Source organism: Flavobacterium sp. 316, from assembly GCF_000967805.1.
GTDB lineage: Bacteria > Bacteroidota > Bacteroidia > Flavobacteriales > Flavobacteriaceae > Flavobacterium > Flavobacterium sediminilitoris.
In genome coordinates, this window is sequence record NZ_JYGZ01000005.1 from 185,865 (window position 1) to 211,702 (window position 25,838).

Consider the following 25,838-nt stretch of genomic DNA (forward strand, 5'->3'; position numbering starts at 1 on the left):
TATGAAAAGGATAATTATAACAATAGTTTTATTTACATCAACTTTGTTTTTTGGTCAGAATAAAGACAAAAACTTATTTAATGGAACAGAATCATTTGATGGGAAAAGTTATACAAAAGCTGAGAGTAACTTTAGAGTTTCTCAATCAAATAATGAAGAAAAAAAAGCAGTAGCAAATTATAATTTAGGAAACAGTATTTATAGACAAAATCAACCAAGTGAGGCAAAGTATAAATACTTAAATGCTATTGAAACTTCAAAAACTAAAGAAGAAAAACACAAAGCATTTCATAATCTGGGGAATACTTTTATGTTAGAAGAAAACTATGCTGCTGCTGCTGAAGCTTATAAAAATGCTTTACGAAATAATCCTAATGATGAAGAAACACGTTATAACTATGCTTTAGCAAAGAAAAAACAAAAAGAAAATCCACCTAAAAAGAACGATAAAAATAAAGATAAGGACAAAGATAAAGATCAAAACAAAGATCAGAATCAACAAGATAAAGACAAAAAAGAAGATAAAGGAAATAATCAGGATAAAAAAGACAAAGAAGATAACGGGAAAGACAAAGACAAAAAAGATTCTGATAAAGGAGATAAAGACGATAAGAAAAAAGAAGGAGACGATAAGAATGATAAACAAGATGGCGATAAAAAAGAAGACCAAAACGGAAACCCTAAACCATCTGGAGTAAATAAACAGCAAATAGAAAACCTACTTAATGCGGTTGATAATGCTGAGAAAAAAATTCAGGACAAGTTAAATGCAAAAAAAGTAAAAGCCAGACCATCAACAAATGAAAAAGATTGGTAAGATGAAAAACCTTTTTGTAATAATCGTACTTTTTATTCAAACAATGCTTCTTTCTCAAGAAGTTAAGTTTGAAGCTAGTTCTCATAAAACATCTTATGCCTTAAACGAAAAGATTCGTATAATATTTTCAATAAATAACGAAGGAGATAATTTTGTTCCACCTTCTTTCGAAAATTTTAGAGCACAAGGACCTATAATTAATAAAGGAGGAGAAACATCTATCGTGATTACTAATGGACAAGCTGTAACAAGACGAGTTATACAAACACAAATAATTTACTATTTAACACCATTAAATCAAGGAAAATTTACAATTGCTCCAGCCTCAATAGAATATGAAGGAAAAATATTTAAATCAAATCCGATAACATTTACAATAACCGAAGCACGAGAAGTTCCTAAAGATCCAAATAGCCCTGATTATATAGCAGGAGAAGGAATTCATCTTGTGTCTGAAGTTTCAAAATCTAATCCTTATATAAACGAGCCTGTCACAATCGTTTATAAGCTATATTTCGATCCAAATTTCAGATTGCGTAACTTTGAAGAAAGAGAATCACCAAAATATAAAGGATTTTGGAGTCAAAATATTGAAGTTAAAGATTTACAGCCAGAATTAGTTACTTATAATGGACAACAATATGGAATGATTGTTCTAAAAAGAGCAGTTTTATATCCTTTAGAACAAGGAGATAAAGAAATAGAACCATTAACCATTTCATTAGAAGTAAACGTGCCAAAAAGAGAACAAATAGGCTCTTTTGTACGTTCTATTTACGTTCCAACTACTAAAAATGTTTCCACAGGGGTAAAGAAAATAAAAGTTAAAGGATTTCCAGAAGAAGGAAAACCTCTTAGTTTCACAGGTGCTGTTGGAAAATTTGATTTTTCAGTAAAACCATCAAAAGAAGAATTAAAAAGCGGAGAATCATTAAATTTAGAAATAAGCGTATCAGGTAATGGAAATTTAAAATTATTTAACTTACCAAAACCAGAGTTTCCTAGTGTTTTTGAAGTGTTTGATCCAGAACATAAAGAGCAAGTAAATGTTCCACTTTCAGGAATGAATGGAAGTATCTCTGATAATTATACAATTATTCCTCAATTTAAAGGAAAATACACAATAAAACCAATTGAATTTTCATATTTTGATTTAAAAACAAATTCATATAAAACAGTTACTTCCGAAGAAGTTACAATTAACGTATTGGATAATCCAAATTTTACATCTACTCAAAATAATCCAACAGATACAGGCAAACAAAAAGTTGTAAAAAGCGTAAATTTCCAATTTATAAAGCTGAAATCAGAATTTGCAGAAGTTAGCAAAAAAGATTTTTTAGGAACAAAACTATTTTACGCTCTTTTATTTGCACCTTTTTTAATAGTGCCAATAATAATTTTGGTTAGAAAGAAAAAAGAAGCAATTGACGCAGATGAATTTGGAAATAAAATAAGAAGAAATAATAGACTAGCAAAAAAATACCTTTCAGAAGCTAAAAAACAGAAAGGAAATAAAGTGCCATTTTATATGGCTATGGAAAAAGCATTGCATAATTTCTTGAAGGCAAAATTACACATTGAAACATCGGAAATGAGTAAAGAAAACATTCAAGAATTATTAGAAAATAAAGCAGCAAGTAACGAAACAATAAGTCAATTTATTGCATTAATGAATGATTGTGAATTTGCACGCTACGCACCTTCTTCAAATGTTACAATGCAACAAGATTTTGAAAAAGCAGTATTAGTAATCTCTGATTTAGAAAAGCAATTATCATAAAGATGAAAAAGATAGTTTATATTATTATTTTATTATCCAATCTCCTTTTTGCTCAAGAAGAAGTAAAAAAGCAGTTTGACCTTGCGAATGAGCTTTATAGAAAAGAAAATTATGCAGAAGCTATAAAGAAATATGAAAACATTTTAACAAAAAACAAGGTAGAATCAGCAGAATTATATTTTAATTTAGGAAATTGCTATTATAAGTTAGGAGAAATAGCACCATCAATTTATAATTTTGAAAAATCATTACTTTTAAATCCAGACGATGAAAGTGTTAAAACAAACTTGTCTTTTGCTCAAAAAACTGCAATTGATGACATAAAAGTAATACCAAGCGTTGGTTTTTCAAATTTTGTATATAAAGTTACATTATGGTTTCATTATGACATTTGGGCATGGATTTCAATTAGCCTATCAGTATTATTCCTAATCTCGTTTCTAGGATATTATTTTTCTTCAACAACAATGATTAAGAGAATATTTTTTCTTGGAATGTTTGTATGTTTAGGATTACTATTATTTTCCATAACATCTGCTTTCTTGCAAAAACGATTTACAAAAACGATTAGACCAGCAATTATTTTTGAAGAAGTTGTAAATGTAAAATCAGAACCAAAAAATAGTTCAGAAAACGTATTCACACTTCATGAAGGAACAAAAGTTTATGTGAAAGAAACCTTAGACAATTGGAAACGAATTGAATTAACAGACAAAACAGAAGGTTGGATAAAAAAAGAAGCGATTAAAGAATTGAAGGATTAGGATTATTTTCTATTTTTGAGTCTATTGAAAATAGATTTACATGAATATAGCACTTTGGGAAGAAATTGAAAAATTCGATTTCGATTTTCCTCTTTCAGAATATGGTTTTTCTACTCGTTTGGCTTACGAAAATGAATGGACAACATTTTTCACTCAAAAAGCTATTGAAGAATATAAGAAATTCATGTATTTGGCTGCTACTTCTAATCAAATGGTTTCTCCTTCAGAAATTGTAGATATTGTTTGGCATCAACATTTGATTTTTACTCAATCTTACAAAGAGTTTGGAGATATCCTAGGTAAAAAAATTGAACACATTCCTTCCACTCATAATAGAGAAGAAATAGATAAATTCTTGGCTGCTAAAAAACGCACTAAAGAATTATATGAGAGTGTTTTTGGAGATCAGCCTAAAGAATTTTGGGAATATAATACCTTTGTTGAAGCTTTAGAAATTGAAAAATCAAAACGAGATATTACTTTTTATTCCTCTTTGTCAATTCCCTTAGTGTTAATATTTGTACTATTGTTTCGTTTATTCCTTTACGATTTATACGTGTCTATCGATAATCCTTATTTTGTGTTGTTTTTTATTTTAGTAAGTGTTGCTACATTTTTAGGGCTACATTTTTATAATACGGATAAGTTGTATCGTAAATTGAGTGATACACCAAATGTAATATTGAAAAATTTAACACCAAGTGAATTAATTTACATTGAATCAGGTCAATTAAAAATGATTGTTCATGGTTATGTAAACTATTTGGTAGTTAATAAAAATTTGAAAGTAGAAACTAAAGATAGCATTAAATTGATTAACGCAAACATAGATAATTCAAACCCTATTTTTAAATCTGTATTAGATTGCTTTAAAGGAAAACAAACCATATCTTATAAAGAACTCTTAGAAACGTTGATTGATAAACCCATTATTAATAAAGCTTCAAGAGCTGCTTCATCAATAACAAAAACGTTTGTAAATTCAAAAATAGTACTTGATTTATATAAAGTTAATCTTATTGCCCTTTCTAGTATAATGGTTTTTGGATTAACAAGAGTATTCATTGGTTTTATTAGAGGGAAAGAAGTCATTTATATAGTTATATTAAATGCAATTTTTTTGTTTTTTGCATTATACTTTTTAAGATCATTTTCTAAAAAAGCTATAAATAAAATAATTGTAAATTATTTTAAGGAAAGGATTATTCCTTTAAATAAATCAAATTATAATAACTGGGAATGGAACTATTTTATAATTGGAACAGCTTTGTTATCTGTTTCATTTATGCCTATTGTTCAAACATATTCTGGAAATAATAATAATTTTGGTTGTGGCTCTAGCTGTGGAAGTTCTTGTGGTTCAAGTTGTGGAAGCTCTTGCGGAGGAGGTTGTGGAGGTTGTGGAAGTTGATTTTATAATAATAAGAAAATTAATTGTTTTCTTCTGTGTTTTCAACTTTCGACTTTGAACTAAAATCTTCATACCATTCCTCTATCTTTGGATATAAAAAAGCAGAGATTTCTTTTGTAGGATTATAAAAAATAGATTTATCTAACGTTTCTTGTTTTACCAATGTATTATTAATGTTGATTTTTTCAAATAATAAAATTACAATACTTAACAATAAAAGGGTTTTTAAAGCACTAAAAAAAGCTCCTGCTAATTTATTAATCCAACCTAGATAAGCAAAATCAGCTATTTTAGTCAATAACTTTGCAGAAAGATGAATTAGTGTTACAACTAAGATAAAAGTTAAAGCAAAAGCGGTTATTTCAATATATTTAGGATTCCAACTTACCTTGGTTTCTAAAATATTTTTTACTAAATAAGAAAACTTAATAGCAGCAAATATTCCAGTAACTAAAGCAATCAAAGAAGCGAGCTCTACAAAAAGGCCATTTTTAATCCCTTTATATAAAGCATAACACAATAAAACAGTAAAAATAATATCAATAAAACTCATTCTAAAAAGAAAATAGATTAAAGAATAAAGATAATAGAAATTATTTAAAACCAAATTTCAGCTTTATCTTTGTCAAAACTAAAATTAACACAAAGTGAAAGTCTTGTATCTTTCATCTTTGTTTTTTAATCTATATATAAAGAAATGTCAAGAGACGAACAATTAAAAGAACGTTGGGAAAGCGTTGTCAAAATATTATCAGATAAATTTGCAGACGGAGAAGAATTAGATTTAGATGGAATTATATATTTAATCGGTATTCAAGAACTAGGTAAATTTAAACAAGAATTTAAAAAAGATGAAAAAGTAAATCTAATGCATATTGCTATTTGTCGATTATTAGAACCTTACGGATATTACGAATTTGAATATTTTGATAACGACGGTTGGCCACATTATAAAGTAAAAGAAGAATTGCCAGTACTAAAAGCAGGAGAACAAACTGTATTAATGAAAGATGCTATTGTGAATTATTTCCTTGATAGCGAGTTAATTGACTAATTTGTAACTGTAAACTGTAAAATGAAAATAGATAAGTTTGTATTGGCTATTATAGCAATAGTTCTTTTAGCCTATCTTTTTCCACAGTTGGGTGCAAAAGACAGCGAGATTCCTTTAGATTTAATAGGAAGCATAGGTATTGCTTTGATTTTCTTCTTTTACGGATTAAAATTGCATCCTGATAAAATTAAAAGTGGACTAAAGAATTGGAAATTGCATGTTTTGGTTCAGTTGTCTACTTTTTTATTGTTCCCAATTCTAGTATTGGTTTATAAGCCCTTTATAACTTCAGAAAATCAAGAAATAATTTGGCTAGCTTTTTTATTTTTAGCAGCTTTGCCTTCAACCGTTTCTTCTTCAGTTGTAATGGTTTCAATGGCTAATGGTAATATTCCAGCAGCAATTTTCAATGCTAGTATTTCAGGATTAATTGGAATAGTAATTACACCACTTTGGATGGGATTGTTTTTACAACAAGCTTCAACCGATTTTGATTTAGGTGTAATCTATATCAAATTAGCAACAGAAATTCTATTACCAGTTATCTTAGGTCTTAGTTTACAACGATTTTTCGGAAAATATGCTGCAAAATATAACAAGCAATTGACCTTGTTTGATAAGTCGATTATTTTATTAATTATTTATAAAAGTTTTGCAGAATCTTTTGAGGAAAATGTATTTACATCGGTTAAAATAGTAGATTTAGTATTGATTTTTACGATAGATATATTGCTCTTTTTTGTGGTGTATTCTTTAATTGGATTTTTTTCTAAAAAACTCCATTTTAACAAAGAAGACCAAATAACAGCACAGTTTTGTGGAACCAAAAAATCATTGGTTCATGGAACAGTATTCTCAAAAATTTTATTCCCTTCAACTATTTCTACAGGAATTATTCTTTTGCCTTTAATGTTATTTCACGCGACTCAAATTTTTATTATTAGTGTAATAGCCTCCAAATTAGGAACAAGAGAAAAAAGTTAGATTTTTTATAGATTTTCTATAGAAACTGACAAACTTTAGAATTAAATCAAAACAAAAAAATTTAATTTGTAAATTTGCAGTCCATTTTAAGATTTGCGATGATAGACAAGATTAAAAATCATATTGAAGAAGCCAAAGCTTTTCATGCTGATAACAAAGAGAAATTAGAAGAATTCCGTATCAAATATTTAGGAAGCAAAGGCTTGTTAAAAGAATTGTTTGCTGATTTTAGAAATGTTCCAAATGAAATGAAAAAAGAATTTGGACAAATTTTAAACCAATTAAGGGATACTGCTGAACAGAAAGTAGCTACTATTCAAGAAGAATTAGAGAGTAAAGAAGTAGTAAAAGGAATTTATGGAGATGTTACACGTCCTGGTGAGCCCATAAATATTGGTTCTCGTCATCCTATTTCTATTGTAAAAAATCAAATTATCGATATTTTTTCGAATGTAGGTTTCAATGTGTCTGAAGGACCAGAAATTGAAGACGATTGGCACAATTTTACCGCATTAAACTTACCAGAATATCATCCGGCAAGAGATATGCAGGATACTTTTTTTATTCAGACTAATCCTGATATTTTACTACGTACACATACTTCATCAGTACAAGTGCGTTATATGGAAAATAATCAACCACCTATCAGAACTATTTCTCCAGGTCGTGTTTTTCGTAACGAAGATATTTCATCACGTTCACATTGTATTTTCCATCAAGTAGAAGGCTTGTATATTGACAAAGATGTTTCATTTGCCGATTTAAAACAAACGTTGTTGTATTTCACTAAAGAGATGTTCGGAAAATCTAAAATTAGATTAAGACCTTCTTATTTTCCATTTACTGAGCCAAGTGCTGAGGTAGATATTTATTGGGGTTTAAATAATGAAATCGATTATAGAATCACAAAAGGAACAGGTTGGTTAGAAATTATGGGTTGCGGAATGGTGGATCCAAATGTTCTAAAAAATTGTAATATTAATCCAGACGAATATACTGGTTTTGCTTTCGGAATGGGAATAGAGCGTATTGCAATGTTGTTATATCAAATTGGCGATATTCGTATGTTTTATGAAAATGATGTGCGTTTCCTAGAGCAATTTAAATCAAGTTTATAATAAATAAAAAAATAATTTTAAGTCGAAAGTTAACACTATAATGGTTTTGCTTTCGGCTTTTAACATTAATAATATGAAAAAAGACATAGAAATTCCAAAAGTAGAAAACGTACATATCGTTGCTATACGAGAGTGGAATGACGATTTTCAGGAAGATTGCTGGTATGCTTATTTATTAAATGCAACAAACGAACCTTTAGAAATGGCAATGATAGTTTCTAGAGCTTACGGGCTAATAAATGGGGAAAACCGAAATACATCATCACTTAGACATGCTTTTGCAAAAGTAGAACCACAAAGTGCTGTTAAAATAGAATTCTTAGAAAATAATGTGTTACAATTAAACAATGAGTTTTTAGTATCGTATTTTTTAAACAATAAAATGTTTGATAAGAAATTTATTTTTAAAGTCAACGGAATTAATGAAAAAGCACAATCAGACTTACCTGCGATTAATAAACGTGGTGTAATGGCAATATAAAATTTTTATAATTCATAAAAAATCCTCAATTTTAAGGTCTAAATAAACCTATAAAATGAGGATTTTTCTTTTTTCTATACTTTTTATTACAAGTACTGTTTTCTCGCAGGATTTTGCTAAACATGTAAATCCGTTTATTGGAACTGGTGGACACGGTCATACATTTCCTGGCGCAACAGTTCCTTATGGAATGGTACAACTTTCACCCGATACTCGAATAGATGGTAGCTGGGATGGTTGTAGTGGTTATCATTATTCAGATAATTTAATATATGGATTTTCACATACACATTTAAATGGAACAGGTGTTTCTGATTATGGTGATATCATGTTAATGCCAACTATGGGTGAACCTTCATTTGATAATAAAATCTATTCTTCTACTTTTTCTCATGATAACGAAAGAGCTTCTGCCGGATTTTATAGCGTAACATTAGACAAACACAATATTGATGTGCGTTTAACGGCTTCAACGCGTGTAGGTTTTCATGAATATACTTTTAATGAGAATGGTCAAGCTAATATTATTCTGGATTTGAATCATCGTGATAAATTATTAGAAGGAAGAATACGAATTATTGATGATAAAACTATTGAAGTTCTGAGAAGAAGTGAAGCTTGGGCTCGCGACCAATATGTGTATGCCAGAATTGAATTTAATGTGCCTTTAGTTATCAATAAAGAAAAGACAAATTATAAAAGCGAAGAAAAAATTTATGAAGGTGTCGAATTAGCATTGAGTTTTTCTAAACAAGTTAAAAAAGGAGAGAAGATTTTAGTAAAAGTATCACTTTCACCAACAAGTTACGATGGTGCAAAACTAAATAGTTCAGAAATTAAACATTGGGATTTTGGAAAAATTAAAAAAGAAGCAGAGTCATTTTGGAATAAAGAATTGTCAAAAATTGAAGTAACTTCAAATGATAAAGACAAATTAGCTATTTTTTATACAGCCTTATATCATACTATGATGCAACCAAATATAGCTCAAGATTTAGATGGAAAATATAGAGGACGTGATAATAAAATTCATACAGCAGAAGGATTTGATTATTACACTGTTTTTTCGCTTTGGGATACGTTTAGAGGAGCACATCCATTGTATACATTGATTGATAAAAAGCGAACGTCAGATTATATTAATACATTCATTAAGCAATATGAACAAGGAGGACGATTACCTGTTTGGGAATTAGCCTCAAACGAAACCGATTGTATGATAGGTTATCATTCTGTTTCAGTAATTGCAGATGCTATGGTTAAAGGTATTAAAGGGTTTGACTATGAAAAAGCTTTTGAAGCTAGTAAAGCTTCAGCTATGAGAGACGTATTAGGTTTAGAAGCCTATAAGAAAAATGGATTTATTTCAATAGATGATGATCATGAAAGTGTATCTAAAACGGTTGAATATGCTTATGATGATTGGTGTATTGCTCAAATGGCAATGCTTTTAGGAAAACAACAAGATTATCAGTATTTCATGAAACGTTCTCAATCATGGAAAAATCTTTTTGACTCGGAGATTGGATTTATTCGACCAAAGAAAAACGGAGGTTGGGATAAACCTTTCGATCCAAGAGAAGTTAATAATAATTTTACGGAAGGCAATGCGTGGCAATATACGTTTTTTGTACCACAAGATATTAAAGGAATGATTGAAGTGTATGGTGGAAATGAAAAATTTGAAAGCAAGTTAGACGAAATGTTTAATAGTGAAAGTAAAACTACAGGAAGAGAGCAAGTAGATGTTACAGGGTTAATAGGACAATATGCACATGGTAATGAACCAAGTCACCACATGGCTTATTTGTATAATTATATTGGTAAGCCAGAAAAAACAAAAGAAAAAGTCCATTATATTTTAAATGAATTCTATAAGAATACTCCAGATGGACTTATAGGTAATGAAGATTGTGGACAAATGAGTGCTTGGTATGTTTTAAGTTCAATGGGAATTTATTCAGTTACTCCTGGAAATACTGAATGGAGTAAGACAACACCTTATTTTGATAAGGTAAAAGTTAATTTTGAAAATGGGAAACAGCTTACAATTACTAAAAAAGGAATGAAAGGTTATTTGAAAGAATTGTTGGCAAAATATGAAGAGGAAAAAATAAATAAAATAATTCCAGTTCCAGTTATTGAAGCACAAAGTAAATCGTTTAAAGAAAAAATGATGATTGAGATATTTTCTCAAAATCCAAATGATGAAATTTTCTATCTTTTTCAAGATGCAAGCTCAGGAAAGCCTGCTTGGATGAAATATACAAATTCCATAGAAATTTCATCATCTGAAAAAATTCAAGCTTATGTTAAAAGAGGTGCAGAATATAGCAATCCAGTTTCAGCCCAATTTTTCAAAAAGCCAAACAATTATACTATCGACATTAAATCAAAGTATAATCCGCAGTATCATGCTGGTGGAGAAGAAGGCTTGATAGATGGAATTTTTGGAAATGAAAATTGGCGAAAAGGAGAATGGCAAGGATATCAAAGTCAAGATTTCGAAGCTATAATTGATATGCAAAAAGAAACAAAAATCACAAAACTAGGTGCTAATTTTCTTCAAGACACACGTTCGTGGATTTTAATGCCTACAAAAGTGGAATTTTTCATTTCAAAAGACAATAAGAAATTTACTAAAATAGCTTCAATAGAGAATAGTACTGATCCAAAAGAATATGAAACGGTTATAAAAAACTTTTCTACTAAAGTGAAAACAAAAGCACGTTATATAAAAGTAAAAGCTTTTAATTTTGGTAAACTACCAGAATGGCATCAAGGTTTTGGCGGAGATGCTTTTATTTTTATAGATGAGATAATAACAAATTAATATTCTTTATTTACAATTGAATAGGATAACATTTTTTTCTTTCTCATTATGTTATGATTCTTATTTTTTTGTAAATAGTATATTTGTATTTCATTTACTAAATTCATTAAATGGCTGCTATTTCTAAATACACTTCCTTTAAATTATTATTGAGTTATTTATTGTTATTAGGATTAATGGCCTTTTCAGTTTGGTATTTATTTCAACAACAATCAAAGCTAAATAGACTATTAAAAACAGATACGATTGATGAAAATCAATTGGCTTATACAGAGTTAATTCGTGATATCTATCAAACAGATAACTTATCAAGAATTGCTTTACAAACAAAAACAAAAAAGAATATCGTTTCGTTTTTAAAAGAAAATGAAAAAATAATCTTAAAACTAGACACTCTAAAAACTAGTGTTTTAAAAAACGAATTAACGATTGTTGATTCCTTAAAGAGATATTTAAGAGACAAAGAATACAATGTGTTAAAATTATTAGATCTTCAAAACAAAAGAAGCGTTTCTGTTCCTATTAATCAAGTGGTAAAAAAAATAGAGAATATAGAATCTATAAAAGGAAAATTAAAAATTGAAAGTCTATTTAAGAATGCAAAAAACTTAACACCTTATCAAAGAAAAGTAGCTCAGGAATATGTTGATTATTTAAATAGCAATGTGCCAAAAGATGATACTAATACTATTTCTCATGAAGAAGCAGATTCTATTTTAACAGCTTCAAAAATTATTCTATTAGAATCTCAAAAAAGAAGAAGTCAGGAATCTATTGCAATAAAAAGTACAGAAGTAGAATTACTGAAAAACGAACTAGTAATTACTCAAAAATTATCAGATATAATATTAAAGCTTCGAGAAACAAGTGCTATTGCTCAAGAAAAAGTAAAAAAAGTAAAAATTGAAAATCAAGAAAATTCTTTAAGACTTTTAAGTATTGCGGCTATAATATGTTTAATACTTGTTGTTTTTTTCTTTATCCTTTTATCAACAGATTTTCTTAAAAATAAAAAATATAGGCAAGAATTAGAGTTACAAAAGCAGAAAACAGAAATTCTTTTAGAATCTAGAGAGCAGTTAATGGCATCTGTTAGTCATGATATTAAAACACCTCTACAGTCATTAATAGGATATAGTGCACAACTTCTAGAAAAAGAAAACCTATTTGAGAATAGAGAAAAACTGCTAAAAATAAAATCAGCAACACACTATATTGAACAATTAGTATTAGATTTATTAGATTATGTTAGAATGGAAAAAGGCAAAATAAAAGTCCTTTTTCAAGAATTTGAACTCAATGAACTTTTAGAAGAGACAGGTCAGAATATTGCTGATTTACATCAAAAAGAAACGGTAGATTTAAAATTTGAAATTGATGAAACCGAAGATTTGGTTTATTATGGAGATTATAATAAAATAAGACAAATTTTATACAATTTAATAAGTAATGCTTATAAATTTACACAGAATGGGAGTATAACAATTATTACTAAAATTGAAGATAATCGTCTTTTAATTGCTATAAAAGACACAGGAATAGGTATTGCATCAAATGCTTTCGAAAAAATATTCGACTCATTTACACAAGAAAACTCTGAAATTGAACTTTTATATGGAGGAACTGGTTTAGGGCTTTCAATATGTAAAAGATTGTCAAATTTGTTAGAAGGAACAATTCATTTAGAAAGCGAATTAGGAGAAGGGTCGACATTTACAGTTAATTTGCCTTATAGAGAAAAAATAAAAGAAAATCTTAAAGAAGATATTGTGTTAACGAGTTGCCTTATTCTGGATGATGATATGTCTCAAATTCAACTTACAAAATCATTACTTCAACCATATTTTGAAAAAATTTATACTTTCTCTGACGGACATGAAGCATTAGCTTTCTGTGAAGAAGAACTGCCTACATTTGTTTTAACAGACATTCACATGCCAAAAATGAGTGGTTATTCCTTTTTAACTCAGCTTAGAAAGATTCCTTTTGCTCAAAATATAAAAGTTATTGTTTTAAGCGGACAATTGCCTTATGAAGAAGCAATTGAGTCTTCTTTTTCTTTTGATACCTTTTTAGCAAAACCATTTACTCCAAATCAACTTTTAAACGCAATATCAACTTTGTCAGGAAAAAAAATAGTTAAAATAGTAGAAAATGGAGATTCTTATAATGCTATTTTAAAAGCTTATTTAGGAGATAATGAGGAAGATATACGATTTTTTATAAAAAACTATATAAAAGAACTAACATCAGATATTGCCTCTTTGGAAGAAGCAATAAAAAACAACGATGCAAATAAAATCACATCAGTATGTCATAAAATGCAAACTATGGTTGGTCAATTAGATAAAAAAGAATTACTTTCTTTATTAAATTTAATGGAAGAAAAACATAAAGAAGAAAATACCAATAGTCAAAACCAATTAGAGTCTGATTTTCAATTGCTTTTAACTAAATTAAACCAATTTAAAGAAAGCCTTACGTTAGTTTATACTGATTGATTTTATTGTATAATGTTTTTCTAGAAACACCTAAAAGCTCTGCTGCTCTTGATTTATTTCCTTTAGCAATTGATAAAGCATTTAAAATAGCAGCTTTTTCGGCTTCATCTTTTAATCCAAATTGAAAGTTATTTTCCTGATATTTAGATAAAGTTAATTCTTCGGGCAAACTTGAAGCTTCAATAGTGTTTTCAGCACTTAAGAGAGTTGCTCTTTTAATGTAATTTTGTAATTCCCTTAAATTTCCTGGCCAATTATATTGAAAAAGAATTTGTAAGGCTTCATCTGAAATTTTAGTAACATCTTTTTCCAGTTGTAACGCTGCTTTTTCTAAAAATAAATAGGCAAAAGACTCTAAATCTTCTTTTCTGTCTCGAAGAGAAGGAATTAATATGGAAAACTCATTTAATCGATGATATAAATCTTCTCTAAAAGAGCCATTTTCAACCGCCGATTTTAAGTTTTCATTTGTAGCAGATAATAATCGAATATCAATATCGATTTCTATATTAGAACCTATTTTTTTTATTTTTCGTTCTTGAATAGCACGAAGTAGCAAAACCTGATTTTCATAAGATAGATTTCCTATTTCATCTAAAAATAAAGTACCACCATTTGCGGCTTCAAAACAACCTATTTTGTCATTAACAGCTCCTGTAAAAGATCCTTTAATATGTCCGAAAAATTCACTTCCTGCAATGTCTTTAGGAATAGCACCACAGTCTACAGCAATAAAAGGACCTGTACATCGATTGCTTTTTTCGTGAATTGTTTTTGCGGCAACTTCTTTCCCTGTTCCATTTTCACCTGTAATTAATACAGATAGAGTAGTTGGAGCTACAAGATCAATATGTTTCTTTAATTTTATAGAAGCAATACCGTTTCCCCAATAAAAACCTGATTTTGGTTGTTCTTTTTTTTCTTTTTTTCTAGAAATAAAATCTTTTTTTCCAGAAGATAATATTTTTTGTAAAACCAAAAGAGCTTCTTCAGGTACAAAAGGTTTTGAGATATAATCGGCAGCACCCATTTTCATCGCTTTTACAGCAGTTTTAACATCTGCATAAGCCGTCATTAATATAAAAGGAGTGTCAATGTTTCGTTCTTTTAGGATAGGAAGTAATGATAGACCATCCTGATCTGGTAAGCGCAAATCGGAGAGAATGATGTCAAAAGAGTGAAATTCTAATTGTTCTATGGCTTCTTTCGCAGTAAAAGTTTGTACAACAGTGTAATCATTTCGTTTTAAAAAATGTAAAAGCATGTTGTTGAAAGTATTATCATCCTCAATGATTAATATCTTTGGCATTTGAATTTTTTTTTAAAAATAATTATTTTGTACTTATTATGACATAAAAGTAATATAAAAAAATGCTATCTCATTGAGATAGCATTTTTATGTAAAGAAAATTAATTTTTAATTACTCTTTTTCTAACCAATTTCCGTTTGCATCTACAAAAACAGTTTGTGTAATTTCACCTACTAATAGCTCTAATTTAAATTCTTTACTCTCATTAACAAATGCTTTTAGAACTTTTGCATCTTTAAAATCTTTCTTTACAGCTTCTTTAACTGCATCTGGTAATTCATCAACAGAAATTTCTTTATATCCTTCCTGAAGCTTGATAACTTCAATAGCTGTTGAATTAACGTCTGTCTTAGCGAATGTTGAAACTGTGGCAAATGCAAAAGCTGCCAATAAAACTACTTTTTTCATAACAATAATTTTTTTAATGATTACTAATGTTATATACAATTGAAAAAAATATGCCAAAAAAGAATAGTAATCACTAATTTTATTAATGCTTTGTTTTGTAGGGGTTTATGTTTTTTCCAATAGATCTGTAATGTGTAAAAGTCATTAAAATAAATGTTAAAATGTATATATTATACACAAATGTTTTTATTTCTTTATTGGAAATAATAAAGACCAAATTACAGAAATAACTAAAACACTGCCAACAACTAGTAATGATGTTAAAGAAGAGATATGGATAAAAGGCGCAATAATCATTTTTACACCTATGAATCCTAATATAAGTGCTAAACCATAATGTAAGCGACTAAACATATACATGAAATTAGCCAATAAGAAATAAAGCGAACGCAATCCTAAAATGGCAAAGATATTTGAAGTATAGAGAATAAAAGGATCATCAGGAGCAATAGCAAAAATAGCAGGAATACTATCTACGGCAAATAGTAAATCAGTAAATTCAATAATAGTTACTACAACTAATAATGGAGTTGCCATTTTTACACCATTTTCAATAGTGAAAAATTTATCACCATCAAATTTTGTACTAACTTTAAAAAACTTATGAACCAATTTTGATCCAGGGCTTTTAGAAAAATCCTTATCACCATCATCTTCACTATGACTAAACCACGATTTAAATCCAGCAACAATAAGAATAATACCAAAAATAGTAAGTAAATAATTGATTTTTACATCATATCCGAAGAGTGTCATTTCAGGTAAATAAGTGTAATTTAAAATCCAAACACCTGAAAAGATGAAAATAGCTCTAAAGATTAAAGCACCCAAAACACCCCAAAATAGAACTTTATGTTGTGATTCTTTAGCTACATTAAAATAACCAAAGACCAATATGAAAACAAATAAGTTGTCTACAGATAAAGCCTTTTCAATCCAATAAGCACCTTGAAATTGAGCAAATTTTTCAAAACCCATGTATTTATAAATGATTGCACTAAATCCCATGGCTAGTGAAATCCACAAAACAGACCAAAATGCAGCTTCTTTATTACTTATAGCATGACTTTTTTTATTTAAAACACCTAAATCGAGAAGTAACATTGCAATAATTACAATGGTAAAAACGGTTATAATAACAGGATGATTAATTAATGAGTCCATAATATGTTCAAATTTTTTGCGAATGTACTATCTATTTTTTACACCAAGAGAATTGTTTGTATGTTGCTGATTTTTAGCGCATTGTTTTTTTTGTGCGTAAAGCAAAAAAAATCTAAAATACTGAAATTCAATATTTTAGATTTTTTTTATAAAGAACGGTTAAAATATGTGTTTTTTAATTTAATTTTTCTGTAAGCTTTTTAAACTCTGCTTTTGCTTCTTTACCTTCATATAAAATACGATAAACTGCGTTAATGATTGGAGTATCAGCTTTATGCTCTTCATTTAAGTGATAAGCACTTTTTGCTGCATAATATCCTTCTGCAATCATACTCATTTCCATTTGTGCCGATTTTACGGTGTAACCTTTTCCTATCATATTTCCAAACATTCTATTTCTAGAAAAAACGGAATAACCCGTAACTAATAAGTCACCTAAATATGCAGAATTATTAATGTTGCGTTTCATTTTATGTACTTTTCTAATGAATTTTTTCATCTCACGAATTGCATTACTCATTAAAACAGCCTGAAAATTATCACCATATCCTAAGCCATGGGCGATTCCAGCAGCAATAGAATAAATATTTTTTAATACAGCGGCATATTCAGTTCCTATAATATCATCTGTAGTTTTTGCTTTTATATAATATGAACTTAGATTTTTGGCAACATATTTTGCTTTTTCTCTATCGCTACAAGCTATAGTTAAATAGGATAAACGTTCCATAGCAACTTCTTCGGCATGGCAAGGGCCAGTTAAAACACCAATATTATCGTATGGAATGTTATAAATTGTATGAAAGTGTTCTCCAACAATTAAGCTTGTTTCAGGAACAATACCTTTAATTGCAGAGAATATTATTTTATTCGATAAATCTTCTGTTAATTTTTCTAATTCAGAATTTAAAAAAGCAGACGGAATTGCAAATATGATATAATCTGCAAATGCAACAGCTTCATTAATATCATTAGTAAGAATTAATTTAGTATTGTCAAATTGGACAGAACTTAAATAGTTAGGGTTGTGTTTTTGATGTTTTATGCACTCTAAAGCATACGAACTTCTCATATACCAAGCAATTTTTTCTTGGTTTTCACACAACATTTTTGCGATAGCAGTTGCCCAACTTCCTCCACCAATTACGGCAAACTTTGGTTTTTCCATTTTTTAAAAATTTTTAGGAAATCCAAAGGTAAAGAAATAGTTTCAATATTAGAAATTACACTTTTTCATTACGAAGTATCAAGAAATGTAAATTTAACATTTTTTTAGTTTTTTGAATGCAATTTAATATCCTATGATCCGTTTTCTAAGTATAATTTTTTAAATAGTTTTGGGTTAATCTATTTAGTTTTGGTTGGTTAGTAAAAGCGTTCAAGAATAAATCTTGAACGCTTTTTTTGTTTTTTACTTTGTTTTTAAAACGTGTAAGTTTATTATCAAGAAGAGTTTTAAATTAGTTTCCTAAGATTTTGAGAAAGCATTTTATTTTCTTAGAGAGAAATCAACAGTTAAAATAATCCTTAAAAATTAGTAACTCATTTCAACAATTGCTCTTACTTTTTCAAGAGTAATATTTTGTTTTTCACCCATAGCTTTCCAACCTCTTTCTTCAAAACGATTAACAATAAAATCAGCAGTTTTTTGATAATTTTCTGTGTTTTCGGATAATTTTGTTTTCATTCCCATAGTATGAAAGAATGAAATGGTTTTTTCAATCGCTTTTTCTGCAATTTCTTCTGTGGAACCTTCTGAAATATTCCATACGCGCTTTCCGTATTGTGCTAATTTTTCTTTTTTTGTTTCAAACATTACTTTGTATAAGTTAGGACCAATAATAGCCAAAGTTCTAGCGTGATCAATTTCGTATAAAGCGGTTAGTTCGTGGCCGATCATGTGTGTTGCCCAATCCGAAGGAACTCCTTTTTGAATTAATCCATTTAAAGCCATAGTTGCACTCCAAACAAAATTTGAAGCCAACTTGTAATCACTTGGGTTTTCAACAACATCTGGTCCTATTTCGATTAAGGTTTGTAAAATACTTTCGGCTATTCTGTCTTGTAGAAAAGCATCGTGTGTGTAAGTTAAATATTGTTCCATTACATGAGTAAAAGCATCTACTACGCCATTTTGTAATTGTCTTTTTGGTAATGAAATAATAACCGTTGGGTCAACTATAGAGAAAACAGGAAATAAAGCGCTTCCTCCTAGCGTTAATTTCTCTTGAGTAGCATCAATAGTTACTACTGCACCAGAATTCATTTCAGAGCCTGTTGCTGGTAAGGTTAAAACCGTTCCAAAAGGAATAACTTTAGAAACATCCTTAAATAAAATACGTTTTCTTAAAATATCAACAGTATCACCTTCATAATTAACGGCTGCTGAAATAAATTTTACACCATCAATAACACTTCCACCACCAACTGCTAATATAAAATCAATTTTTTCAGCACGAATAATTTCTACTGCTTTCATCAAAGTTTCAAAACGTGGATTTGGTTCAATGCCTCCAAATTCAATAATGTCATGGTTTGGTAAAGCGGTTTTAACTTGGTCATATATCCCATTCTTAAAAATACTTCCTCCTCCATAAGCAATTAGAATTTTAGCATTATTTGGGACTAAATCGTTTAGTTTTTCTATTTGTCCTTTCCCGAAAACATAGTTTACAGGATTATATAATTCAAAGTTTAACATGTTTTTATTTTTTTAATTGTTGTATTAATTTTTGAGCTACTAATTTTGATGAAGCTGGATTTTGACCCGTAATTAGTAATCCATCTTCTACTGCATATGGTGTCCAATTTTCTCCTTTACTATATTCAGCTCCATTAATTTGTAAAGCATCTTCTAATAAGAAAGGTACTATTTTAGTTAAACCAATAGCTTCTTCTTCTGCATTTGAAAAGCCAGTGACTTTTTTACCTTTTACTAAAAATTCTCCGTTTACTTTAACATCTTTTAATACTGCTGGAGCATGACAAACAAAAGCAATAGGTTTATTGTTTGTATAAAAAGAAGTAATTAAATCTTTTGAGGTTTCACTAGAAGCCAAATCCCATAATGGGCCATGACCTCCTGGATAAAAGACAGCATCATAATCAGTTTGGTTAATGTCTACTAATTTAGCAGTGTTTGCTAATTTTTCTTGTAAAATTTTATCCTTGTCAAATCTTTTCGTGTCTTCAGTTGCAGAGGATGGATCAGCACTTCTTGGGTCGATAGGTGGTTGACCTCCAAGAGGAGAAGCAATTGTTACTTCAATACCTTGATCGACTAATTCATAGTAAGGAGCTGCAAATTCTTCAATCCAAAATCCTGTTTTTTCTTCAGTTTCTCCTAACTTATCATGACTAGTAACTACAAATAATACTTTTTTCATTGATTCTTGTTTTATTGTTTGTTCTTCTTGCTTCTGTTCTTTACTTTCTTTATTCTCTTTGCATCCTAATGTTACCATTAAAATAGATGCAGCTATAATTTTTTTCATGCTTTTAATTAATTTTTATCAAAATTACAATTATAATGGTATTAGTAAAAATAATTTAAATTATGTTTGTAATAAATATATTTATATCATGGTTAATTTAGAATGGTATCGAACCTTCAAATCAGTTTATAAAAATGGTAATTTCTCATTAGCTGCTAAGGAATTATTTATAAGTCAACCAGCAGTTAGTCAACAAATAGCAATGTTAGAAGCACATGTTGGTTATAAATTGTTTAATAGAAAATCAAAAGGAGTTGAGCCAACAGAATACGCTAAGTTGCTCAATAATCTTATAATTGAAGCATTAGATAGATTAGAAAACGTTGAAAATGGTTTCAGGACAAAAGCGTTTAACGCAAATAAACTAGTTTCCGTAGGAATTTCAAAACATTTGTTTTCAAGTATTGGAAATCAATTAATATCAAAATTTGATTTTATTGATTTTACTTATGCTGAAAACGATGAGTTATTTAATTTAGTTGATAATAAAAAAATTGATTTTGCTATAGTCACTAAGAAGTATGACACCTTTGATACTGTTCAAAGTGAATTAGGGAAAATCAAACAAATCATGATTTCAAGTCCTGATTTAGAAATAAAAACAATTAAAGAAGAAATTAAAAAAGAAAATTTTACAGAAGTAGAAAATTGGTTGAATCATCAAAAATGGTATAATTTTGATGCTAGAATTCCGCATGTAAAATTGTTTTGGCTCTATGTATTTGATAAAAAAAGACCATCTATAATTTCAAACTATATTATTCCTTCAGAATATGAAATGTTGGAATCACTATCAAAAAATACAGGAATTTCAATAGTTTGGGATATCAATGTTGAAAAACATTTAAAAGAAAAGAAAATACAATTGGTTTGGGATAGTCCAAAAATGCCTTCAACACAAGTTTTTTTATTATGTCGAAAAAATGATACTTTAAATAGTGTTTTGAAAAATGTTGTAGAAGAAATTAAAACTTCGTTTAATTTAGGATGAATTAAATTATTATTTCTATTAAAATCTCAAATCATTCAGGAACAATATTTTTATTGGTTTTCTTAACAATTATGGGATTAGTAGTAGCACATTTTGTATTGAGAGAAAAAGATAACTATCGTAAATTTATTTCAACCTTAATATTGAAAATTCCTTATTTTGGTAATCTCATACGGAAAATTTATATTTCTCGTTTTTGCCAATCAATGAACTTATTGATTACTTCAAAAACTACTTTACTTACATCATTATCATTAACCTCAAAAATGATTGGATTTTATCCTATTGAAAAATCAATAGATACTATTAAATCAGATATTACTAAAGGAGCTTCATTACACGAAAGTTTACGTAAACACACTATTTATGAAAATAAGTTAGTTTCAATGGTAGAAGTAGCAGAACAAATTAATCAACTTGATACGATGTTTGAGCGCTTAACAGATCAATATAACGAAGAAATAAGTCATCAAACAAAAATGATAGGAGTAATATTAGAACCTATGATTATTATTGTAATAGGAATTGTGGTAGGAGTTATCATGGTGTCTATGTATGCTCCAATGTTTGATTTAAGTAAAATTATTAATAGTTAATCATATTAAAAATTCCTCACTTAAAATTGTTCTAAATGAAGGGTCGTTTGTTAATTATAGCCTTATTTTTTTAATTCCACTCTTCTATTTTGAGCTCTACCTTCTTTAGAATTATTATCTGAAATAGGATCTTTTGAGCCAAATCCATCTGATGATAAAAGAGCATATTCAATACCAGAAGTAATAATAGCTTTCTTAACTGTTTCAGCTCTATTCTTTGAAAGTTGTATATTACAAGTGTCATTTCCGATATTATCAGTATAACCATTAATGTTTATTTTAAATTAGGATTGGCTTGTAGCTCCTTTGATATTTTCAGCAACAGCTTCTTTACCATCAGGTTAATATAAATATCATTACCATTTGAACGTCGTATAACATAAACTTTTATAGTTTAATCAGCATACCTTATTGAACTATCTTCGCCTAAATATGTGGTTTGGTCATGATAACGCTCATATTCATCATAACTTTTTTAAAAATAGTGTAATGACCAACCTTCATCACTATTGTGTTCTTGATGAATATAGTTCTTTCAAATTCTTCCTTTCTAATAGAGTCATTATGCTATCTATTGAAAAATAGATAATATCAAAGTTTTTCTTTATAGGCTTATTTGTAGTTTGCAATCCTTTTGGTAAACTAAAAAAAATCTACGTTTGAAAACAGGTATTGGATTAATATCGAAAGTAGTATTGTTCCTATTGTTTTAGTTTCATTTTTACAAGAAATTAAAACACTAATCAGTAGTGCTATAAATACATAATATAATTTTTTTCATGACTTGTATTTGCAAAATAAAGAGAATTATCTTACAAAAGATGATATTAAAAAAGTCAAACCATCTAAAATGGTGAAATGAATAAACAAACATTTATCATAAAAACAAAAAACAGTTATATTTGCGTAGTATATACACTTTCCTATGTCCTCAAATCCTCAAAATATTAAAATAGCAGTAGATGCGGTAGTTTTTGGATACCAAAAATCAAAACTATATGTATTGCTAATCCAACAAAAATTTGGAAGTCAAAATACGTATTGGGCACTTCCTGGCGGTTTAGTAAAAGAAGATGAAGCTTTAATAGAAGCTGTAAAACGCGAGTTGAAAGAAGAAACTAATGTCTCAGTGAATTACTTGGAACAATTATATACATTTGGAGATGATATCTCTAGAGATCCAAGAAATAGGGTTGTTTCTGTTGCTTATTTTGCACTAGTCGATTCTTCAAAACTAACTTTAATAGCAAATACAGATGCAGATAATGTGTCATGGGTAGAAGTTGATAAAATTCCAAATCTTGCATTTGATCACAACGAAATTATTCAAATAGCAATTAAAAGGTTAAAAGATAAACTAACCTATCAACCTATTGGATTTGATTTATTGCCAAATAAATTTTTGTTTTCTCATTTGGAGAATTTATACACTACAATTATAGGTAAAGAAATTGATAGAAGAAATTTTAGAAAGAAAATGATGAGCTTCGGTTTTATAAGAGAAACAGAAGAATATGCAACTAAAAAAACAGGACGTCCAGCAAAACTATATGCTTTTGATATAGCTGAATATAAGCGTCTTGAAAAAGAAGGGATTTATTTCGAAATTAAGTTAGTGTAAAAAATACACAAAAAATATTTTGTCAGAAAAAAATTAAATCATACATTTGTGTAAAATAAACACAAACATAATATGATACTTAATTTAGATAAAAATTTTATTCCTTTAGGAAAAGAAAACGCAATTGAATTTCAGAGTTTTATCTTTTCAGGAGGCGAACCACATATAAAGATCACAGCAAACTTTGATACTACAGCTACGGTGACCGTTACGCATCGATTGAATTCTTTTAACGATTTAGGGTTGTTCTGTTTAGCTATCGATGCTTTACGAAGAATGGGTGTAAAAAGCATTAATGCTTTTATTCCTTACTTTCCAGCTGCAAGACAAGATCGTGTAATGATTCTGGGCGAACCTTTGTCAGTGAAAGTCTATGCAAACATTATTAATAGTTTAAATTTGAATAAAATCCAAGTATTCGATCCTCATTCTGAAGTTACACCAGCTTTATTGAATAACTGCGAAGTAGTAGCTAATTACGATTTTATCCAACAAGTAATTAAAAAGATAGGAAACGAAGTTTTATTAATTTCACCAGATGGAGGAGCTTTAAAGAAAATTTATAAAGTATCGGAATATTTAGGAGGTGTTGAAGTAATAGAATGTAGTAAAAGTAGAGATGTAAAAACGGGAAAATTATCAGGTTTCAAAGTTTATTCAGAAGATTTACAAGGCAAAGATTGCTTAATCGTAGATGATATTTGCGATGGAGGAGGCACATTTATTGGCTTAGCCGAAGAATTAAAAAACAAAAGCGCAGGCAACTTATACTTGGCAGTAAGTCACGGTATTTTTAATAAAGGATTTGAAAGTCTAAGCGTATTTAAAAAGATTTTTACAACCAATTCTTTCAAAGATATTGAGAATGAGAATGTAGAAGTGATTACGTTAAAAATAGAATAGTCATGCATCAGTTCGAGTGTTTTTTATGGAATGTAGTGGAATAAAAAATGTATCGAGAACACATAAAAAAGAAAAAAATGATTTTAGAAGCAGCAATAGGAGACGCTTATGGAGCAGGTTTTGAGTTTCAAGAAATGAATTATATTGAAAAATATAATGATTTGACTCAATATCACAAACACGGAATGTATACAGAAATCTATAAAAGATATACAGATGATACGCAAATGGCAATCGCTATAGCCGAATTACTTTTAGAAGAAGATAACTGGACAGCAGAAAAAGTAGCCAATAAATTTGTAATTGCTTTTCACAGAGATAAAAGAAGAGGTTATTCAAATAGAGTTTATAATGCTTTGGATACAAGTAAAAGCGGTTCTGATTTTATTCAGATAATAAATAATCAAAGTGGTGGTAATGGTTCAGCGATGCGAGCTTACTCAATAGGGTATATAAAAGATATTCAAAAACTACTTTCTTTTTGTGAAATTCAAGCAAAAGTATCACATGATACTATAGAGGGAATTCAATGTGCCAAAAGAATTGCACTAGCTGTACATTTTTATAGATATGATTTAGATAAAAATAACGACTTAATCTCTTTTATAAATGAAACTTTAGGTGAAAATGAAATATATGAAGTTACTTCTCCTATCGATATGCACGGTTATCCCACAACAAAAGCAGTAATAAAAATAGTTTCAGAAGCTACTTCGATGAAAGACTGTTTAAAATATTGTATCGATTTTGGAGGTGATACGGATACTGTGGCCGAATTATGTATGGCAATTTTAAGTCAGAAGAAAGCGTGTGATAAAATCTTACCTGCATTCTTATTAGAAGAATTAGAAAACGGAGCTTTTGGAAAAGAATATCTAAAGAAATTAGATCAACAACTAGAAGAGAAATTTGGTTTAATGTAAAATGCAGATTGAAAGGAATAAATCAACTTAAAAATGAAATTAGAATTAAAAAAATATACAGAACAAATACAAGAATGGCCAAAAGAAGGCTATCACATCATGGCGCAATATGATGATGAAAAGATAATAGTGTACCAGTCTTACAGAAAAGAAATTGGAGAATTTGCAGTCAAAAACCAATTCTTTGGTGGTGCATTCAGTTTAGAAAGAATGACTTGGATAAAGCCCAATTTTCTTTGGATGATGTACAGAAACGGTTGGGGAACAAAAGAAGGTCAAGAAGTGGTTTTGGCCATACATTTAAAAAGAGAGGCTTTTGAAACTTATTTAAAAAACGCTGTTTATTCCTCTTTCAATCAAGTAGAAGGGATGACACATGAAGAATGGCAAAATGAAGTGAAATCCTCTAATGTGCGTTTGCAATGGGATCCAGATCACGATCCTTATGGAGCCAAATTAGAACGAAGAGCCATACAAATTGGTTTGCGAAACGAGTTTATAAAAACATTTGCAAAAGAAGACATTTTGTTAATAGAAAACATCAGCAATTTTGTAGCCCATGAATATGAAAATGTAAAAAACAACACCTTAGAAAAATTGATGATTCCATTGGAAAAACCATTGGTTTTCAAGGATAATGAATTGAATGAAAAATTGAAGATAGCAACTAAAGAGAGTTAAA

24 protein-coding genes are annotated in these 25,838 nt (G+C 28.8%); 16 read left to right on the forward strand and 8 right to left on the reverse strand.

Annotated elements, in window-relative coordinates:
• Position 1 precedes the first annotated feature (1 nt).
• Genes SY27_RS11925 through SY27_RS18270 form a run of 4 tightly spaced genes read left to right on the forward strand, consistent with a single transcriptional unit; the run spans position 2 to position 4,775 of the window.
• Positions 2-817 (forward strand): tetratricopeptide repeat protein, encoded by an 816-nt coding sequence (locus SY27_RS11925; protein WP_045971122.1) that lies wholly within the window; start codon positions 2-4, stop codon positions 815-817.
• Complete coding sequence (locus SY27_RS11930) at positions 801-2,600, forward strand: BatD family protein (protein WP_235270968.1); 1,800 nt, start codon at positions 801-803, stop codon at positions 2,598-2,600. The genes SY27_RS11925 and SY27_RS11930 overlap by 17 nt, the downstream gene beginning before the upstream one ends.
• Positions 2,601-2,602: 2 nt before the next feature.
• Complete coding sequence (locus tag SY27_RS11935) at positions 2,603-3,364, forward strand: tetratricopeptide repeat protein (RefSeq protein ID WP_045970581.1); 762 nt, start codon at positions 2,603-2,605, stop codon at positions 3,362-3,364.
• A 40-nt stretch (positions 3,365-3,404) separates the two neighbouring features.
• Positions 3,405-4,775 (forward strand): hypothetical protein, encoded by a 1,371-nt coding sequence (locus SY27_RS18270; protein ID WP_052705314.1) that lies wholly within the window; start codon positions 3,405-3,407, stop codon positions 4,773-4,775.
• A 19-nt stretch (positions 4,776-4,794) separates the two neighbouring features.
• Here SY27_RS18270 and SY27_RS11945 read toward each other — a convergent pair whose 3' ends face one another.
• Complete coding sequence (locus tag SY27_RS11945) at positions 4,795-5,328, reverse strand: CvpA family protein (RefSeq protein ID WP_045970583.1); 534 nt, start codon at positions 5,326-5,328, stop codon at positions 4,795-4,797.
• A 144-nt stretch (positions 5,329-5,472) separates the two neighbouring features.
• Here SY27_RS11945 and SY27_RS11950 point away from each other — a divergent pair, with 144 nt between their 5' ends.
• From SY27_RS11950 to SY27_RS11975, 6 genes are all read left to right on the forward strand, one after another.
• Positions 5,473-5,829, forward strand: a complete 357-nt coding sequence (locus SY27_RS11950) for a hypothetical protein (RefSeq protein ID WP_045970585.1) — start codon at positions 5,473-5,475, stop codon at positions 5,827-5,829.
• A gap of 21 nt (positions 5,830-5,850) precedes the next feature.
• Positions 5,851-6,813: a bile acid:sodium symporter family protein gene (locus tag SY27_RS11955; RefSeq protein WP_045970587.1), complete on the forward strand. Its 963-nt coding sequence runs from the start codon at positions 5,851-5,853 to the stop codon at positions 6,811-6,813.
• A gap of 98 nt (positions 6,814-6,911) precedes the next feature.
• Positions 6,912-7,931, forward strand: coding sequence for a phenylalanine--tRNA ligase subunit alpha (gene pheS / locus SY27_RS11960; RefSeq protein ID WP_045970589.1), 1,020 nt, complete (start codon positions 6,912-6,914; stop codon positions 7,929-7,931).
• A 73-nt stretch (positions 7,932-8,004) separates the two neighbouring features.
• Entirely contained in the window at positions 8,005-8,412 is a 408-nt protein-coding gene (locus SY27_RS11965) for a hypothetical protein (protein ID WP_045970591.1), read from the forward strand.
• Positions 8,413-8,467: 55 nt separating this feature from the next.
• A complete protein-coding gene (locus tag SY27_RS11970) occupies positions 8,468-11,245 on the forward strand; it encodes a GH92 family glycosyl hydrolase (protein ID WP_045970593.1) in 2,778 nt (925 codons plus the stop codon).
• A gap of 110 nt (positions 11,246-11,355) precedes the next feature.
• Positions 11,356-13,746: a hybrid sensor histidine kinase/response regulator gene (locus SY27_RS11975; RefSeq protein ID WP_045970595.1), complete on the forward strand. Its 2,391-nt coding sequence runs from the start codon at positions 11,356-11,358 to the stop codon at positions 13,744-13,746.
• On the opposite strand, the gene SY27_RS11980 is transcribed toward SY27_RS11975, so the two are convergent.
• The 6 genes from SY27_RS11980 to SY27_RS12005 form a co-directional block, all read right to left on the reverse strand.
• Positions 13,724-15,055, reverse strand: coding sequence for a sigma-54 dependent transcriptional regulator (locus SY27_RS11980; protein ID WP_045970597.1), 1,332 nt, complete (start codon positions 15,053-15,055; stop codon positions 13,724-13,726). The genes SY27_RS11975 and SY27_RS11980 overlap by 23 nt on opposite strands.
• A gap of 112 nt (positions 15,056-15,167) precedes the next feature.
• On the reverse strand, positions 15,168-15,464 hold the full coding sequence (locus tag SY27_RS11985; protein WP_045970599.1) for a hypothetical protein: 297 nt from the start codon (positions 15,462-15,464) through the stop codon (positions 15,168-15,170).
• 186 nt (positions 15,465-15,650) lie between these two features.
• The gene (locus tag SY27_RS11990; protein WP_045970601.1) at positions 15,651-16,628 is read right to left on the reverse strand and encodes a TerC/Alx family metal homeostasis membrane protein; all 978 of its coding nucleotides are present in this window, start codon (positions 16,626-16,628) and stop codon (positions 15,651-15,653) included.
• Positions 16,629-16,803: 175 nt separating this feature from the next.
• Complete coding sequence (locus tag SY27_RS11995) at positions 16,804-17,796, reverse strand: NAD(P)H-dependent glycerol-3-phosphate dehydrogenase (RefSeq protein ID WP_045970603.1); 993 nt, start codon at positions 17,794-17,796, stop codon at positions 16,804-16,806.
• Positions 17,797-18,162: 366 nt separating this feature from the next.
• Positions 18,163-19,329, reverse strand: coding sequence for an iron-containing alcohol dehydrogenase (locus SY27_RS12000; RefSeq protein ID WP_045970605.1), 1,167 nt, complete (start codon positions 19,327-19,329; stop codon positions 18,163-18,165).
• Between the two features lie 4 nt (positions 19,330-19,333).
• Positions 19,334-20,122: a type 1 glutamine amidotransferase domain-containing protein gene (locus SY27_RS12005; RefSeq protein WP_045970607.1), complete on the reverse strand. Its 789-nt coding sequence runs from the start codon at positions 20,120-20,122 to the stop codon at positions 19,334-19,336.
• Between SY27_RS12005 and SY27_RS12010 the strand changes: the two genes are divergently transcribed.
• Positions 20,121-21,113: a LysR family transcriptional regulator gene (locus SY27_RS12010; RefSeq protein ID WP_235270970.1), complete on the forward strand. Its 993-nt coding sequence runs from the start codon at positions 20,121-20,123 to the stop codon at positions 21,111-21,113. The two genes, SY27_RS12005 and SY27_RS12010, sit on opposite strands and share 2 nt — an antisense overlap.
• Positions 21,114-21,184: 71 nt before the next feature.
• On the forward strand, positions 21,185-21,709 hold the full coding sequence (locus SY27_RS12015; protein ID WP_082084355.1) for a type II secretion system F family protein: 525 nt from the start codon (positions 21,185-21,187) through the stop codon (positions 21,707-21,709).
• Between the two features lie 62 nt (positions 21,710-21,771).
• On the opposite strand, the gene SY27_RS19285 is transcribed toward SY27_RS12015, so the two are convergent.
• Positions 21,772-21,987: an OmpA family protein gene (locus SY27_RS19285; protein ID WP_082084359.1), complete on the reverse strand. Its 216-nt coding sequence runs from the start codon at positions 21,985-21,987 to the stop codon at positions 21,772-21,774.
• 647 nt (positions 21,988-22,634) lie between these two features.
• On the opposite strand from SY27_RS19285, the gene SY27_RS12025 reads away from it, so the two are divergent.
• From SY27_RS12025 to SY27_RS12040, 4 genes are all read left to right on the forward strand, one after another.
• On the forward strand, positions 22,635-23,330 hold the full coding sequence (locus tag SY27_RS12025; protein WP_045970611.1) for an NUDIX domain-containing protein: 696 nt from the start codon (positions 22,635-22,637) through the stop codon (positions 23,328-23,330).
• A 72-nt stretch (positions 23,331-23,402) separates the two neighbouring features.
• Positions 23,403-24,233 carry a ribose-phosphate diphosphokinase gene (gene prs / locus SY27_RS12030; RefSeq protein WP_045970613.1) on the forward strand — a complete coding sequence of 277 codons (831 nt, stop codon included), beginning with the start codon at positions 23,403-23,405 and terminating at the stop codon, positions 24,231-24,233.
• Positions 24,234-24,310: 77 nt separating this feature from the next.
• Positions 24,311-25,156, forward strand: a complete 846-nt coding sequence (locus SY27_RS12035; protein ID WP_045971133.1) for an ADP-ribosylglycohydrolase family protein — start codon at positions 24,311-24,313, stop codon at positions 25,154-25,156.
• A gap of 33 nt (positions 25,157-25,189) precedes the next feature.
• Positions 25,190-25,837 carry a DUF4291 domain-containing protein gene (locus tag SY27_RS12040; RefSeq protein ID WP_045970615.1) on the forward strand — a complete coding sequence of 216 codons (648 nt, stop codon included), beginning with the start codon at positions 25,190-25,192 and terminating at the stop codon, positions 25,835-25,837.
• The last annotated feature ends 1 nt before the right edge of the window (position 25,838 follow it).